Origin of the sequence: uncultured Veillonella sp., assembly GCF_934230905.1 — a bacterium.
Classification (GTDB): Bacteria; Bacillota; Negativicutes; order Veillonellales; family Veillonellaceae; genus Veillonella.
This window is the reverse complement of record NZ_CAKQFJ010000036.1, coordinates 1-16,720: the sequence shown is the minus strand read 5'-3', so window position 1 is coordinate 16,720 and position 16,720 is coordinate 1. Positions and strand designations below refer to the sequence as shown.

General features: G+C 39.8%; 17 protein-coding genes. 2 read left to right on the top strand and 15 right to left on the bottom strand.

The genetic code is table 11. From position 1 onward, the window contains the following. Nucleotides 1-447 (bottom strand): filamentous hemagglutinin N-terminal domain-containing protein (locus Q0E20_RS08630; RefSeq protein WP_295999033.1); only part of this gene is annotated, 447 nt, incomplete at its 3' end. Nucleotides 448-522: 75 nt separating this feature from the next. Further along, the gene (locus Q0E20_RS08625; RefSeq protein WP_295999030.1) at nt 523-2,220 is read right to left on the bottom strand and encodes a ShlB/FhaC/HecB family hemolysin secretion/activation protein; all 1,698 of its coding nucleotides are present in this window, start codon (nt 2,218-2,220) and stop codon (nt 523-525) included. Between the two features lie 256 nt (nt 2,221-2,476). Here Q0E20_RS08625 and Q0E20_RS08620 point away from each other — a divergent pair, with 256 nt between their 5' ends. Continuing rightward, nucleotides 2,477-3,190, top strand: coding sequence for a copper amine oxidase N-terminal domain-containing protein (locus tag Q0E20_RS08620; protein WP_295999026.1), 714 nt, complete (start codon nt 2,477-2,479; stop codon nt 3,188-3,190). A gap of 49 nt (nt 3,191-3,239) precedes the next feature. On the opposite strand, the gene Q0E20_RS08615 is transcribed toward Q0E20_RS08620, so the two are convergent. From Q0E20_RS08615 to Q0E20_RS08605, 3 genes are all read right to left on the bottom strand, one after another. Further along, nucleotides 3,240-3,593: a P-II family nitrogen regulator gene (locus Q0E20_RS08615; protein ID WP_366509612.1), complete on the bottom strand. Its 354-nt coding sequence runs from the start codon at nt 3,591-3,593 to the stop codon at nt 3,240-3,242. Nucleotides 3,594-3,673: 80 nt separating this feature from the next. Next, a complete protein-coding gene (locus Q0E20_RS08610) occupies nt 3,674-4,948 on the bottom strand; it encodes an ammonium transporter (RefSeq protein ID WP_295999019.1) in 1,275 nt (424 codons plus the stop codon). A 414-nt stretch (nt 4,949-5,362) separates the two neighbouring features. Then, complete coding sequence (locus tag Q0E20_RS08605) at nt 5,363-5,695, bottom strand: helix-turn-helix domain-containing protein (RefSeq protein ID WP_197544044.1); 333 nt, start codon at nt 5,693-5,695, stop codon at nt 5,363-5,365. 137 nt (nt 5,696-5,832) lie between these two features. Between Q0E20_RS08605 and Q0E20_RS08600 the strand changes: the two genes are divergently transcribed. Next, nucleotides 5,833-6,642, top strand: a complete 810-nt coding sequence (locus tag Q0E20_RS08600) for an amidohydrolase family protein (RefSeq protein ID WP_295999016.1) — start codon at nt 5,833-5,835, stop codon at nt 6,640-6,642. Between the two features lie 310 nt (nt 6,643-6,952). On the opposite strand, the gene Q0E20_RS08595 is transcribed toward Q0E20_RS08600, so the two are convergent. From Q0E20_RS08595 to hisG, 10 genes are all read right to left on the bottom strand, one after another. After that, entirely contained in the window at nt 6,953-8,785 is a 1,833-nt protein-coding gene (locus Q0E20_RS08595; protein WP_295999014.1) for a carbon starvation protein A, read from the bottom strand. A gap of 196 nt (nt 8,786-8,981) precedes the next feature. Further along, a complete protein-coding gene (hisH, locus tag Q0E20_RS08590) occupies nt 8,982-9,593 on the bottom strand; it encodes an imidazole glycerol phosphate synthase subunit HisH (RefSeq protein WP_295999012.1) in 612 nt (203 codons plus the stop codon). Between the two features lie 62 nt (nt 9,594-9,655). Next, the gene (hisC, locus tag Q0E20_RS08585) at nt 9,656-10,738 is read right to left on the bottom strand and encodes a histidinol-phosphate transaminase (RefSeq protein WP_295999010.1); all 1,083 of its coding nucleotides are present in this window, start codon (nt 10,736-10,738) and stop codon (nt 9,656-9,658) included. Nucleotides 10,739-10,748: 10 nt separating this feature from the next. Next, the gene (gene hisE, locus Q0E20_RS08580) at nt 10,749-11,078 is read right to left on the bottom strand and encodes a phosphoribosyl-ATP diphosphatase (RefSeq protein ID WP_295999006.1); all 330 of its coding nucleotides are present in this window, start codon (nt 11,076-11,078) and stop codon (nt 10,749-10,751) included. A gap of 79 nt (nt 11,079-11,157) precedes the next feature. Further along, nucleotides 11,158-11,472 carry a phosphoribosyl-AMP cyclohydrolase gene (gene hisI / locus Q0E20_RS08575; protein ID WP_295999003.1) on the bottom strand — a complete coding sequence of 105 codons (315 nt, stop codon included), beginning with the start codon at nt 11,470-11,472 and terminating at the stop codon, nt 11,158-11,160. A gap of 20 nt (nt 11,473-11,492) precedes the next feature. Further along, a complete protein-coding gene (hisF, locus tag Q0E20_RS08570) occupies nt 11,493-12,251 on the bottom strand; it encodes an imidazole glycerol phosphate synthase subunit HisF (protein ID WP_295999001.1) in 759 nt (252 codons plus the stop codon). Further along, nucleotides 12,245-12,976, bottom strand: coding sequence for a 1-(5-phosphoribosyl)-5-[(5-phosphoribosylamino)methylideneamino]imidazole-4-carboxamide isomerase (hisA, locus tag Q0E20_RS08565; RefSeq protein ID WP_295998999.1), 732 nt, complete (start codon nt 12,974-12,976; stop codon nt 12,245-12,247). The genes hisF and hisA overlap by 7 nt, the downstream gene beginning before the upstream one ends. A 59-nt stretch (nt 12,977-13,035) precedes the next feature. After that, entirely contained in the window at nt 13,036-13,632 is a 597-nt protein-coding gene (gene hisB / locus Q0E20_RS08560) for an imidazoleglycerol-phosphate dehydratase HisB (RefSeq protein ID WP_366509609.1), read from the bottom strand. 56 nt (nt 13,633-13,688) lie between these two features. Further along, nucleotides 13,689-14,966 (bottom strand): histidinol dehydrogenase, encoded by a 1,278-nt coding sequence (gene hisD, locus Q0E20_RS08555; protein ID WP_295998997.1) that lies wholly within the window; start codon nt 14,964-14,966, stop codon nt 13,689-13,691. Between the two features lie 80 nt (nt 14,967-15,046). Next, nucleotides 15,047-16,651: an ATP phosphoribosyltransferase gene (gene hisG, locus Q0E20_RS08550; protein ID WP_295998995.1), complete on the bottom strand. Its 1,605-nt coding sequence runs from the start codon at nt 16,649-16,651 to the stop codon at nt 15,047-15,049. Between the last annotated feature and the right edge of the window lie 69 nt (nt 16,652-16,720).

Here is a 16,720-nt window from a genome sequence, read left to right as displayed (position 1 = left end):
AATGCCGTTAGGGTTAGCAACCACAACGGAGGCTTTTTGCCCCGCCACTTCTAAATAGCCACTCATAGATGTTGGTGCATCTGATGTAATTTGGTTTACGATGACCTTTGCAGTACCATTCACCATGTTACTATTACCTTGCACATAACCAGCAAGTTCTGTTTTACTCGTTACATATGAGTTATTTAGAATAGCACCCTGTTTTTCAACATTAAATTGGTCATATTTATTCATAGAGACGCCACTATTAGTAGGTGCCGTAATATTAACCACTGGAATGTGATTAGCTGTTTCCTGAACTAATGGCCGTTCAGTAATAGCAGCATTATTATCAGGCATAATAGGAGCTGCCAACACCATCGATTGAGTGGCGACAAATACGCCAAAAGTGAGCCAAGACAATATCTTTCGTCCCAGCGTACGTCGTTCTTGATTTGTTTTACACATACAACTCTCCAATTATATAAATACTAGCTCAACACATGCTAGTTCAACACATATACAGTCATAATTATATTGAGATTAGAATCTGTACCCTATAGTAAATCCGCTATAAAACTTTTTCGTATGATAGCCTTGCGGTTTATATAAAGGGGTACTCACAAATGCATCGACCATGAGCCCTGATGCATAGTTACCACGTATACCTAATGCTGTACCAGCAATACTTTTTCCCACTAACGATTCTGTACTTTTACCGTATACAGCCCCTACATCAAGGCCAAGATATAGTTCCGTATTTAGCCGCGGAATAACTGAGGATACTTCATTGCGTATATACCAGCCACTATCGCCCATAAGTGTATATTCACCATCAAAGCCATAAATACTATATCGATTACCAATATTGATAGTATCTACACTATATACTCTTTTTCCCCCTTGCACCCACTGTCCATGGAATGAAGATGTGAAGGATGCCGGTCGATGGCCCATAATAAATGGTTTGCGATAATCTACATCTACAAGCCACATATGATATCTAGATGTAGGCCCTCCCATGGCAACAGAGGCTTTATGTTCAGGTTGTGCGCCAAGTGCACCTATCCCCCATTGAAATCCTAAACGAGAGTACAGCGTAGCATTCCCAATATATGTACGGTTAGAAATACCAACCTCCATTGATGTAGTACGTAATGCTTGCACAGGCAGTTCCATATCATTAATAAAGCGATGATTGTGACGTGTGCTAATAGAAATATCAAATGCACGTTTTTCGCGTTGTGTACGCGACCAAACATGATTCCATTTCACCTTCATAGTAGTGGACTTACCACTGTATGTGAAATCATAAGGATTAGATTGAATAGTTTGATGATATCTTGATTTAGAAAAGCCTAAACTAAACGTATCTTTCCCATGAGGTATTACATAATTAAGACTAGCTGCACGAGTTCCTTTTATACTGCCCGAACCGCTAAGGTCACCTGACAGCGACATAGTAAAGGTATCATTAGCTCTAAAAACTTGGTCAAAAGATGATGTAAAACTACCTTGATATACCCCTGTAGACTCTAGACCACTATTATCGAAACTAATTGATCCATGTACTGGTTTATCTTGTTTAATCGATAGTTCAATAATAGAAGTACCAACAGATGTACCTGGAAGTAACTTCATTGTTACCGATTGAGATGATACACGTTTCATCTGCTCCAAGCCTTGTTCTACATCTCGGATATTAAGGATATCTCCTGGACGCACAGAAAATGCAGTGCGCCAAGGACCATGAGCCGAAGAATCACTATATCGAATATCTTCCACACGTCCAGGCATAACCATAAATTGTAAAGTCCCAGCATTTACATTTTGTTCTGGAATATATACTTGTGAGGTAACGAAACCTCTATCTAGCAACTTACGTTGAAGGGAATTACGTATATTAGTAACATCTGCTACTGTTACTGTTCTTTCTTCATTTTTACGTGCAAGCTTATGTAAGAAAGCAAATTCCTTAGGTACACCATCTAACTGAATATGATGAATAAAAAAAGATGCACCATTCTGATTTGAAGGTACGTCTATAGGTGCCGGTTCACTGACAACAGTTCCTACGCGCTCAGCATCTAAGCGAAGGTTCCGTTCCTGTTGAATTTCACGGTCTTGTTGTAATTGTTCTTGCTGAGCCATAGGCATAATCGGATTCACTGCATATGCCCCAAAAGACATAGATGTCCCCAATACACCTAAACTAAGAAGAACTAAGCGTTTTATCTTCACAAAACTCTCCTAAATACATACTCTAACAACACCAATCATGATTAAATCATAATTTTTTCTATCAACAGAATAACATAATTAAAGTTTTTTTGTAAAGCATAAATTATTATTAAATTTATGCTTTATGTAAAATAAACTAACAACTTATATAGCTGTACTATTAATTGCATAAAATTAAAATTTATAATAAAATATTCATATACATTTAGTACTATTACTATATTCAGAACGATATAACACCTTATGGAGGTTCCTTATGAAATTAAAACAACTTATTTTATCTAGCATCGCTCTAGGTGCGCTAGCTTTCACAGTAGGCATGGCGCAACCAGCATATGCAGCCATCGGCATGGAAACACCGGCGCCAGCTCAAAACTTAGAGAAACCTGCGTCCGTAACGACACAACATCATATTAATGTGGATGGTAAGGTATTAGAACCGGTGAAGGACCATCAAAACGTAGCCTATGTAGACGGCCAACCACTCGTAGCATTGCGCCAAGTATCGGAAGCATTAGGCTATAAGGTATCGTGGGACGCGCCAACAAAGACGGCATTGGTAGATATGAATATTGCCACCTTGGCAATTCAACCTAATCAAGCGCAAATCGTAAGAAAAGGCAAATTGAAAATCATCAACCTTGATACATCTGAATCTATGCTACCTACACCACGTATGATAGATGGTCAATTATTCGTAAGCCCTAGTGCATTTAAATTACTATTAAATGACGTAAAAATCACGAAGGACGAAATTTTCATTGCTCCACAACGCGCTCAGCTAGCATCCACAACCAATACGAATGTGCCTCACAAAAATGAAATCAGTACATTCTTACCACCAACAGACAATACGTCCGATAAGGTAGAGACTAGTTCTAAAGTGGAAGCTAACACAAAAGCCACTACAAAGGACGAACCTCTAATCAAGGTTAAACATACGAAAACAACCAACAAAGACACAAAATAATATTATAATAACAACGCCCTTCGGAAAAAATCCGAAGGGCGTTTTATAATTATGCTTCATCGTCGGTAACGGCTTTCGTACCACGCGTACCAGTTCTAATACGCATAGAATCTTCTACATCGTACACGAAAATCTTGCCATCCCCTACTTCACCTGTTTGCAAGGTATCACGCGCTGTGTCCATCACCAAATCAACTGGTACATCGCACACAACAGTTTCAACCTTTACCATAGGCACAAGATTAACTGAGTATTCTTGTCCCCGATAGACTTCTGTGTGCCCTTTTTGCAACCCACAACCAAAAACTTGAGAGACTGTCATGCCTTGAACACCTATGCGGTTTAAGGCATCTTTTAGATCTTCTAATTGCTCTGCTCGAGCAATGATATCTATTTTTTTCATTCGTTTCATACTATCACCTTATCCATATGCTAATGACTTCTATTGTATCATTTATGAAAGTTAGCTTTCACAAAAATTGTTTAAACCAAAGAATGTTGGTCAGAGGTAATAAAACGTCCACTGCTCTTAAATTCAGATTGATTATACGCACCTTCGCCATGTTCACTAATATCAATACCTAAGGATTCAGCACTAATGCTAACTCGCATATCCATAAAGAGACTAACTACCTTGAAAATGATGATTGTGCCAATAATAGCAAAAGCAATAGCTACAACGAGGGAAATCAATTGCGGAATTAGCAAATTACCGCCATAAAATAGACCATCTGCACCATCAGGATTTACACTGACCGTAGCAAACAAACCGGTAGCAATGGCACCCCACATACCGCCTACACCATGAATCCCAAAGGCATCAAGTGAATCATCATAGCCAAACTTATTTTTTAAAACAGCTACTGCTACATAGCAGCAAATAGCACCAATAAAACCGATTGGAATAGCCGCCACAGGTGTTACAAAACCAGCTGCAGGTGTGATAGCAACGAGACCGGATACGCCGCCAGATACAGCGCCTAACACGGTCGGTTTACCACGATGATATCGTTCTACCAATACCCACCCTACAATGCCAATAGCAGCAGACATTTGTGTCGTTAAGACCGCATTTGCCGCTAATGGACCAGCACCAAGAGCTGAGCCCGCATTAAAACCAAACCAACCGAACCATAATATAGCCCCACCTAGGACCGTCATAGGCAAATGATGCGGTAACATTGGCATGCGCCCATAACCACGACGACGACCTAATAATAAACAAAGCACAAGGCCAGATACACCTGACAATACATGGATAACAAGACCACCTGCAAAGTCAAGAGCCCCTAGATTGGCGAGGAATCCACCACCCCACACCCAATGTGCCATAGGGTTATAAATTAATATAGACCATATAATGGCAAATACCACAAAAGGAGCAAAGCGCATGCGTCCCGTAATCGAACCGCTCATGATGGCAGGTGTAATGATGGCAAACATACATTGAAAAGCAATAAATGCCATCTCGGGAATGTTCACACCCGCCATGATACTATTCTCTGTTCCCATAAGGCCAATTTTATTCAGACTACCGATAATACCATACACATCATTACCAAAAATCAATGTATAGCCTATGAGCATAAATTCTACGGAAATCACACCAATCAGAAAGAAGCTCTGCATGATGGTGCTAAGCACGTTTTTACTACGCGACATGCCTCCATAAAATAGCGCAAGCCCTGGCGTCATAAAAAACACCATGGCCGTCGCCACGAGTATCCATGCTGTATTACCTGTGTCGATTCCCATCATAATAAACTCCTTTCATAACAAAAGCGCCTAGCCTCAGAATAATCTGAAAACTAGGCGCCGTTACCTAACTATTTTATTGTAGTAATATATATCACTACATACATCGTATATTAGATTATGATGTATGTCAATAAATTCTATAGAATTTTACATTTTCTTTTCTAAAGCATTTTAAAACTCTATAAAGCTAAACGTTTTAATATCATTCAAATCCATATTCAGGTAAAGGAGTAAACAAATACTTCTTACATGTATATATAGGTTACCATTTTATAAAAGACATCCCCTTTTTATGTATCTCTCTATCTATCACTCTTGGTTATCATATAAAACTATTTATTTAAACTTTACAAAGCATAAAAGTTAAGATGCTAAATAATATCAAGAATTAATAATTATGATAAAAGCCGCCTATTAAAGTCGGCTTTTTTTGTATGTCTTCCCCCAATTACATAATTCGGTCATAAGTGGAATCAGTGTTTTACCTGTATCTGTCATAGAATATTTAACTCTAATTGGCGATTCATCATATACAACTCTAGATACAATACCCGCTTCTTCTAGTGTACGTAATTGAGCCGTCAACACTTTTGTCGTTATATCTCCTAATAATCGTTGTAATTGATTAAAGTGAATTGACTCACCCTTTAGTAAATAATACAGTATTTTTAACCTCCACTTACCGCTTAACAGATTTAAAGCAATCTCCATAGGACATTCTTGATTAATAGAATCTACTTTCGACAAAATACTACCTTCTTTCACACCTACTATACTAAAGGATACGTGGTATAGAAAAAGTGCCTTCTTGTTATATATCATAATAAAGCGTACAGTTATTACTATAATATATTTAGCAGTAAAATAATAGGAGATGAATAACAATGGTTATAGATAGTCACGAACACGTAATATTGCCAACCGAAAATCAAATAGAGTTGATGGATCAATCAAAAATTGATAAAGCTATTCTATTTACTACAACTCCTCATCCCGAACAGTCTCATTCTTTACAGGAATTAAAACAACAAATTTCTATGCTAAGTTCCGTGTTAAATGGAGATATAAATGCGAAAGAAAAGAAAAGACTATATGAAAATAATATAAAAGATTTAACCACAGCAATGAATTATTACCCTGATAGATTTCTAGGTTTTGGAAATATACCATTAGGTATGAAACCATTCGATATAGAATTATGGATTGACAAACAAATATTTAGAAATCACTTAATGGGGCTTGGAGAATTTACACCTAGTACTATTGCTCAAATACAACAAATAGGGGACATTATGAAAATAGTATACTCCAATAGAATATATCCCCTCTGGATACATACATTTCTACCAGTAACAAAAGAAATGATATTTTCACTTGTAGATTTATGTAAAAAATTCCCTACAGTGCCAATCATTTTTGGTCATTTAGGCGGTACTAATTGGATGGAATTAATTGAATTAGCAAAAACAGTACCTAATATATATTTAGATTTATCAGCACAATTTACATCTATAGCAACAAAAATGGCATTATTAGAACTGCCTGAAAGATGCTTATTTAGTTCTGATGCACCATATGGTGACCCCTTTCTCTATCGACAAATGATAGAATATCTAAGTCCATCAAAGACAATCACAAATCTAGTATTAGGAGAAAATATTATGGAATTGCTTACCAAATTAAATCTACTGTAATATGTCTGTTTGATTAAATTATCTACAACATTGTCTGAATACTGCTCTAGCAGTTAGCTACTCGTAGAGTAACAAAATAAAAGGGGCTGTAACAAGACCTTATTCAAGATAAAAGAAGTAGCTTAAATCCCAAAAATTTTAATCTGACTAGGGCTTATTTAAGTGCGTCTAAAAACGAAAAATACCAAGAGCTTTAAAGAACGTATTACTTTAAAAGCCTTGGTATTTTCTATATTTTAAAGGGACTGCAACTAGAATGCGGTTTCACCGCATTCTGTTACAGCCCCTTTATATATTGCAATAATTAATATTATGCTTTTGCTTCTTTACCGTATTTCACAAGACTTTCAGCTTCGATATCTGCTTGTGTGCGATAATCTTGCGGCATACTAGATAAGCGGATCCAACTACGTACTGCTTCTACTAAAACAATGAGAATCATGAGGAACATAGCAGCACTAAACGCTACTAAAGTCCATTTACCAGCTGGAATATAGCTGTAGAATACATTTTCATAATCTGCAGCTATAGCAACGATAGCCATGAGAATACATGGAATACCCGTTACCCAAGCATAACGTTTACGACCAAGTCGCATAATAACAGTAGTACCTACAGCTAACGTCATAGTACCCAATAATTGGTTAGATACACCAAATAGAGGCCAAATAATACCAATGTTACCTTGTAGAACTAGGTAGCCCCACAATACACAAATTAAAGCGGCACAACCATATACACCTGGAAGCCAATGTTGGTCATTAAATTTAGGATGGAAATGACCTAATAATTCTTGAAGTAAATAACGACCTACACGAGTACCAGCATCGATCAAAGTCATAATGAACAACGCTTCGAACATGATACAGAAGTGATACCAATACCCCATCAAATGATCCATGTTAGGTAATTTGGAGAAGATATGTGCCATACCTACGGCAAGAGATACAGCGCCACCAGGACGATGCATTAAATCTTCGCCAACCATAGCAGATAAAGCTGGCAATTCGTGAACTTGTAAGCCTAATGCTTTGAATGTATCAACAGTAGAGTTGATAGCAAAATAATCATCAGGATGCAATGCAGTAGCAGCGATCAACGCCATCATAGCAATGAAACCTTCTGTTAACATGGCACCATAACCGATAGGTAAGATTTCTTTTTCATTAGTCAGCATTTTAGGTGTAGTACCTGTAGCAATAACAGTATGGAAACCAGATAACGCACCACATGCGATAGTAATGAAGATATAAGGGAATACAGAACCTTTCAATACAGGACCGCCACCCCAAAGGTAAGGAGTAACAGCTGGCATTTGGATTTCAGGCATTACGATAATAATACCTAGAGCCAAAGCGCCGATTGTACCAATTTTAAGGTATGTGGATAAATAGTCACGAGGAGCAAGCAATAACCACACTGGCAATGCCGCTGCAAAGAAACCATAGACTGCAAGCATAATTTCAATTGTTTGCAAATCATAGGTAAACCAAGAAGCATATTGACTAGCTGCAACATTTGGACCATAAATGATAGCTGCAAAAATCAACACTACACCAATAATAGTAGCTTCCTGAATTTTACCAGGACGTAACCATTTCAAATAAATGCCAATGAAAATAGCAATTGGAATGGTTGCAAATACGGAGAAGAACCCCCAAGGAGAGTTGTGCAATGCATTAGCTACTACTACGGCCATACCAGCAAGGGTGATAATCAATAAGAATAATGTAGCAAGCATAGCACCGAAACCAGCAAATTTACTGATTTCTTCGCGAGCAATATCCGCGATGGATTTACCATCATAGCGAACAGAAGCAAACAAGATAACCATGTCATGTACGGCACCGGCGAGTACGGACCCAATAAGAATCCATAATGCGCCAGGCAAATACCCGAACTGAGCTGCGATAACAGGACCTACCAAAGGACCTGCACCTGCAATCGCTGCAAAGTGATGACCAAATGTTACCCATTTGTTTGTTGGTACGTAATCGTGACCATCATTGTGAACCATAGCTGGCGTTGGACGATACTGATCGAGTGTCAGCACCTTGGCCGCTATGAAAGCCCCATAAAAGCGGTACGCTAAAATTAGAATACACGCGGAGGCTATAACTAAGTAAATACCATTCATAACCATAAAGACACCTCCAATGTACGTGACATCGGAGGTGCCGAATAAAAATTTCTGATAAAATTGGTTCTCCAATGCCACTTTAGCTTTTAAATTGATGAGTACTTACATTTATATTGTATATCTAAACAAAAATATGTCAATTTACACTTTATCATTTTAGATACTCATTATTCATTAAAAGCATATATTGAAGACTATTTTATTTTTTTAATATAATATTTCCAAACGTCCGTAGTAAATTTAGCCCTACAGCTCCGCTTTTTTCAGGATGAAACTGCATTCCATACACATTTCCCTTTTCAACAATACCCGGCACCTTAATCCCATAATCTGCAGTCGTCGTAATATATTGAGAATCAGTATCTACGTAATAAGAGTGCACAAAATATGTATATTTATCAGCTACACCAGAAAAAGCACTGTCTTTATGACATAATGTATTTTGATTCCATCCCATATGAGGTACCCGAAGGCCTAAGTTATTAGGAATGGCTTTCACTGTGCCAGGAATAATCCCTAGCCCAGGCGTGGGTCCATACTCTTCAGATTCATCAAACAAAAGCTGCATTCCCAAACAAATCCCAAGCAAAGGTATATTGCGCGCCACCACCTCATGAATGACATCGATAAGTCCCCGTTCACGAAGAACAGAAACAGCTGATGCATAGGCACCAACACCTGGTAGAATCACACCATCAGCAGCCAATATGGTATCTCGATCAGCAGTCAATACCGCTTTCAGACCGATATGCTGTAATGCTTTTTGTACATTAAATGTATTGCCCGCATCATAATCAATTATGGCAATCATAGTGACATCCTTTCTTTTACGCCTATTTGAATCACAAGATACATCGCCTGACCTGTATGATTTTATTGGCGAGCCATATAATCTTTCAAAATAGAACGCATAATAACACCATCACTAGCAAGTGGCAACGTGACGCGCAACCAATTATCCCGTTGACCGCGGCGCACTTGATAGCCCTTAGCTAGCCATTCATCAGCAAGACTCTCTGCATTAGGTACGGACATAAAGATGAAATTAGCACCGCTCTTATAATACGTACCCCCTACTTCATCTAAGGTTTGTTCCCACAACACGCGTTCTGCGGCATTTTTTTCTATAGTATTGCGCAGGAATTCACGATCACCAAAGGCGGCCTCAGCCGCCACTTGGGACAAAGTATTTAAATTATACGGTAATCGAATGGTTTGAATATAATTAGCTAATTCAGCGCTACTCATCATATAGCCTACGCGATAGTTCGCAAGACCATAGGCCTTAGAAAAGGTACGCATGATAAACACATTAGGAAATTCATCAAGCAAAGCTCGTGCCGTTGGTACCTTAACAGAGGTTACAAAGTCTATGTATGCTTCATCGATGATAACTAGCACATTATCTGGCAATGTACTAATGAATTTACGAATATCTTCAACAGATTCATAAGTCCCTGTTGGATTATTAGGGTTACAAATCCATACGAGGCGCGTCGTATCATCTACGGCTTGACGCATTGCCTTAAAATCGTATTGCCCGGTTGCCTCGATACACGGTACCTCGCGAATGACAGCCCCTTCTACAAGACCATTTAGACCGTATTCAGAAAAAGCAGGCACGCTGATAACGATAGAATCACCAGCATTGATAAATGTTTTATTTACCATGGAAATCACTTCATCAAGCCCTACACCGATGACGAGTTGATTTTCCGCTACCTTCCAATAGTCCGCTAATACGCTTCGCAAGGATGAGGCGTTGCCATCCGGATATAGATTGGCATCATTGTTCATCACATAGTCTAATACCGCCTCACGTACCTTTGGCGATGTACCATAAGGATTTTCATTGGCGGACAAACGCACAAGACGTTCTACACCGAGACGAGCCTTAACAGATTCAGCTGGTTCCTCTGGCACATAGGGCTTTAATTGGCCAATAATCTTCTTCATACCATACTCCTTACAAATCTGTAATCGCTTTACGTTCCTGTGTTTTACTGATGATGCCTTCACGACTTGCCAGCTCCTCTAAGATGGCTTCATAAGGGACACCCTTTTCTACTAATAACACGAGCAAATGATAAAGTACGTCTGCTGTTTCATACACTAGTTCTTGAGGCTCTTCATTCTTAGCGGCGATGACAACCTCTGTTGCTTCTTCGCCTACCTTTTTCAAGATTTTATCAAGTCCCTTGTCGAACAAGTAATTCGTATAGGATCCTTCCTTCGGTGTTTCCTTGCGCCCTTTAATAATGGCGTATAATTCTTCTAATGTTTGTTGATTGGCCATTTGTTGTCTCCTTTGTGAAAGTCAACGCGCAAGCGCCACCTCACATCATATAACAATTCATTTTATTTCTACTTATCTATTATTCTTCTACATTGTTAAAAAAGCAGCTCACAGCCCCCGTATGACACGCAGGGCCTTCTGCATTGACGAGAACGAGTAAAGTATCGCCATCGCAATCAAGCTTCATATCCACTACGTGTTGTACATTGCCACTGGTCCCCCCCTTATGCCATAGTTCTTGACGAGAACGCGACCAAAACCATGTTTCCTTAGTTTCTAGTGTTTTGTGAAAGCTTTCTTCGTTCATCCATGCCACCATGAGCACCGCTTTTGTTGTATTATCTTGAATGACCGTCGGTAAGAGACCGCCGCCTTTATTAAAGTCTGGTTTCATGTATGCTATAATCTCCTACTCTATCTAACAGCAATGCCCGCTGCCTTCAATTGTGCTTTCAAATCAGGAATGCTGATTTCACCAAAATGGAATATAGATGCTGCTAAGGCACCAGTAACACCGGTTTCTGAAAACACTTCGATGAAATGTTCCACTGTACCTGCACCGCCAGAGGCAATAATCGGTACATCTACGACCTCTTCTAAGGCCTTATATAACTTAATATCAAAACCCGATTTAGTGCCATCCTTATCCATGCTAGTTACCAATAACTCACCTGCGCCACGGCTCACAGCTTCTTTTGCCCACGCAAGGGCCTCCCAATCGCTCCGCTTACGACCACCATGAGTGTAAACATACCATTTACCAGTTTCTGGATCAGTTTTTACATCAATGGCTACTACCATACATTGATTGCCGAACTTTTGAGCACCTTCACTGATGAGTTCTGGGCGCGCTAAAGCCGCTGAATTAAGCGATACCTTATCGGCACCAGCTTTTAGCAACGCACTCATATCATCTACCGTTTTAATCCCACCACCTACGGTGAGAGGCATAAACACATGTTTCGAAATATCTGTCACCACATCACGCATCGTCGTACGGCGGTCCACCGTAGCCGTAATATCTAGGAATACGAGCTCATCTGCCCCCTGTTCCTCATAGGTAGCTGCAATATCGACGGGACTTCCTACATCGACAAGGTTTACAAAGTTAACACCTTTTTTTACGCGACCATTATCTACGTCTAAACAAGGAATAATCCGTTTTGCTAACATGATGCATTCTCCTTATTAAACGCAGCAATTTCTTCCAATGTAATAGTGCCTTCATATAAAGCCTTACCTACAATGCTATCTACAACACCGCGTTTTTCAAGGTTCTTAATATCGTCTAAGTTGCGAACACCACCAGATGCAACAATACGCGCTGTAGGGAATTGATCTTGTAAGGAACCCAATAGATCTTCATTAGCGCCTTGCATAGTACCATCTCGGTCCACATCGGTAACGATAAAATACTTTGCACCTGCTGCCACCATGGCACCGATAAGGTCAGTCATGGGCACATCAGATTGATCAAGCCAACCTTCTGCTGCGACCTTGCCATTCTTACCATCTACGCCGATGACGATACGCTCTGGGCCGTATTCGGCAATAACCTGTTTCGTTAACTCAGGATTTTTAAGGGCTACGGAACCGAGAATCACGCGATTAACGCCCATTTCTAAATATAAATCTACAGCGGCTTTATCACGAATACCGCCACCAATTTCTAACACACCTGTAAATACAGCGCGCACGCGTTTAACAATATCCACATTAACTGGTTTCCCCGCCTTTGCGCCATCTAAGTCGACGAGGTGCAAGGCGCCAACGCCAGCAGCCTCGTACTGAGATGCTTGGTCAACCGGATCTGGATTGATGATGGTTTCCTTTGCAAAATCACCCTTATATAGGCGTACACTGCGACCATCTTGTAAATCTATAGCTGGAAAAATCATAGTATCTCCTCTATTCACGAACCTTATGCGGCCCTGCTTTCACCATTCTAAAAGGTCTATTAAATCATACCCTTTGTAGAATTCACACCTTGAATATCCGGGTTAATGGTAACCGCCTTACGCAATGCACGGCCCGTAGCCTTAAACATGCTTTCAATAATATGATGCGTATTGCGACCATATTCATTGCGCACATGTAAATTCATAGCGCCAGTAACGGCCAAGGCTTGGAAAAAATCCTCTACCAATTCTGTTTCAAAATTACCACCCAACACAGGTGTCGTAAATTCACCATTAAACACGAGGTATGGACGACCACTGAGATCGATGACAACCTGTGTCAACGCTTCATCCATAGGCACCCACGCATCACCATAACGCTCGATACCCGCCTTGTCACCAAGGGCCTGTGTCAATGCTTGTCCCAATGTCAATGCAATATCCTCTACCGTGTGATGTGCATCTACATATGTATCGCCTACAGCTTTTACTGTAAGGCCAAAGCGGCCATGCTTAGCCAACAAATGAAGCATATGATCAAGGAACCCAATGCCTGTATCGACGTGGATTTCTTGATTTCCATCTAAGGTAAGTGTAATTGTAATATCTGTTTCGCCCGTTTTACGAGTTACCGTAGCTGACCGATTTGTTCTCATTATACTGTCCTCTTTATCATCAAGGAGACCATGATAGAGTTCTCCCATCCATACAATTATTTTTCAAAGCGTACGTCAATAGCACGCGCATGTGCTTCAAGGCCTTCTGTACGAGCCAATGTAGTAATATCCTTCGCTACCTCTTGTAACCGTTCACGGCTAAATTGAGTAAAGGAAATGCGTTTTACGAAATCATACACGCCAAGTGGCGACGAGAATTTTGCAGTACCACTCGTAGGTAATACGTGATTTGTACCACCTACATAGTCGCCCAATGGTTCAGATGCATATCTGCCAAGGAATACAGAACCCGCATTTTCTACCATGCTCATATATTCCATAGGGTCCGGTAATTGTATTTCCAAATGTTCTGGTGCTACTTCGTTCATCACAGTAAACATATCTTCAACGCCGTTCATAACAGCAATGTAACTATTATTTTCAATAGCAGGGCGCGCAATGCTTTCGCGAGGTAATTGTGAAAGTTGACGTTCCACCTCATCAGATACTTGTTTAGCTAATTTTTCACTATTGGTAACCATAATGGCACGAGCTCGTGGATCATGTTCTGCTTGGGATAATAAGTCCGCTGCAAGATGTACTGGATTAGCACTGTCATCAGCAATGATGCCGATTTCACTAGGACCTGCAATCATGTCGATATCAACTTGACCAAATACTTGGCGTTTTGCAGTGGCCACATAAATATTACCAGGGCCTACGATTTTATCTACTTTCGGAATTTGTTCTGTACCATACGCAAGAGCTGCTATGCCTTGAGCACCACCCACTTGATATACCGCATCAACGCCAGCAAGTTTTGCAGCACCTAGCACAGCAGGGTTAATACCATCCTTTTGTGGTGGCGTTACCATAATGATTTCCTTAACACCAGCAATTTTTGCAGGTAATGCAGTCATCATAATGGTAGATGGATATGCCGCTGTGCCACCAGGAACATAGAGGCCAACACGAGCCAAGGGCGTTACCTTTTGACCACGCGTAATGCCTGGTGTATCCATATCGACAAAGCCTTGTTCAATTTCACGGCTATGAAATTCAGTTATATTTTTCTTTGCTACCAATAAAGCGTGTTTCAAGTCTTCTGGTAAATTATCCCATGCCGCATCGATGATAGATTGATCTACCTTAAAATCATCGAGCTTTACACCATCAAATTTTTCAGAATATTCACGTAGTGCTGCATCTCCATTAGCACGTACATTTTCGATGATATCGTACACGCGGCGTTCAATTTCCATGTCTGTTGTTTGTTGTGTATATTGACGAACAATGCTAAGCATTGCATCAAGGGATTCTTTGTAAATTTTCATTGTATGTCCTCATTTCAAACTATGTATATGAATACTTCTATTGTAAACGTTTCTTATCCCATCGCAATAGCGTATGCCATCTATTTTTTATCAATAGCTGATTGCAATTGATCAATCAACGTGAAGATGGTATTTCTTTTTTGTTTTAATGCCAATGGATTAGCTACAAGACGCGTTGAAATTGGTTGAAGCCAATCATAGATTTTAAGATTATTTTCTCGTAGTGTCGTACCGGTTTCCGTAATATCTACAATGGCATCAGCTACCCCTACGAGTGGCGCCAATTCAACGGAACCTTCAATTTTGATAATTTCTACGTCTTGAGAACCAAAATATTGTTTTGTAATGGTTGGATATTTTGTACCAATCCGTTGACGACGACCTTCCTTGGGATTATACCCTTCTAAGGAAGCCAAAATAAATTGGCATTGACCCGTTTTCAAATCTAGCATTTCGTAAGATGTATTATCTTGTTCATCTAGTACATCGCTACCAACGATACCTAAATCAACAACGCCATTATTTAAATATGTCGTTACATCAGGCCCCTTCGCGAGGATAACCTCTACCGAATCACCCAATGGGATAATTAACTTACGTGCTTTATTGCGTAATGGTTCACAATCAACGTCACAAGATTCTAAAAGAGGAATAAAATCCTTTTCAACGCGGCCCTTTGTCAAGGCGATTCGCAATTTATCATTATCTTGAATATTGCTTTCACCTTGCATAAGCACCTCTGTAAGGACATCAATATTGAAAGCCATACCTACGGATGGCATCGATGTGCCATCAAAGCCGGATAAAAGTCCATCATAACGGCCACCACTGACAATATATTGGGATACACCATCCACGTAACCTCTAAAGGTAAGCCCTGTATAATAGGATTGAAGCGGTTCGGTAGATACATCAATACGAACTTGTTGGCCAGTCGTTTCTATTTGTCTAGCCAAATCCATAAGACTATCTAAAATACGCTGTGCTCCTGCAGGCAAAATGACTTGACTAAGTTCATCTTTGATATCATGTACAGTGCCGAATAAACGGGGCCAAACTGTAAGGAATGGATAGAGTGCGTTATTTTTAAATTCGCTGATCAACTCATTATATCGTGGCAAATATTTTGTAAATAACGCATCGAGTAAATCCGTCCGTTCCCCATCAGTCAAACCCAATGCATCGGTGATAGCACGGGAGAAACGAGCATCGCCAATTTCTAATAATAAGGTATTATTGAGCTGTGATTCGTTCACCTCTTTAATGATGGCAAAACATTCTAGTTCCGCATCAATGCCTTCATAGCCAACCATTTCGATACCACCTTGTGTAACTTGGTTGATATCGCCACGATGCTGTTTATTTTTCATCAACACATCGCCAAGATAGTAAAACTTACGAGGCAATTCAATATTCGTAGTCGCCAAGAAACGACCAATCGGCATGGTCAAATCTGGGCGAATAACCACAGATGCATCAGATCCACCAAAGAATTCGTACATATGTTGACCACGGCCTAATGTGTAACCATTAAACACATCTTTGTATTCTACAAGTGGTGTAGAAATTTTTGTATACTGACGATTGCGGCAAAGGCTGAGCAAATACTGACTCACATCATCCTTGCGCTCCGCCACAGCCCCTATATCATCACGAAAACCTGTAGGCAACTGTTTTTGTACCATGAGGATCATCCTTTCTATAAACTATGCTCATATTACTATTTAAAATATATAGATTCTTTTAGATTTTAT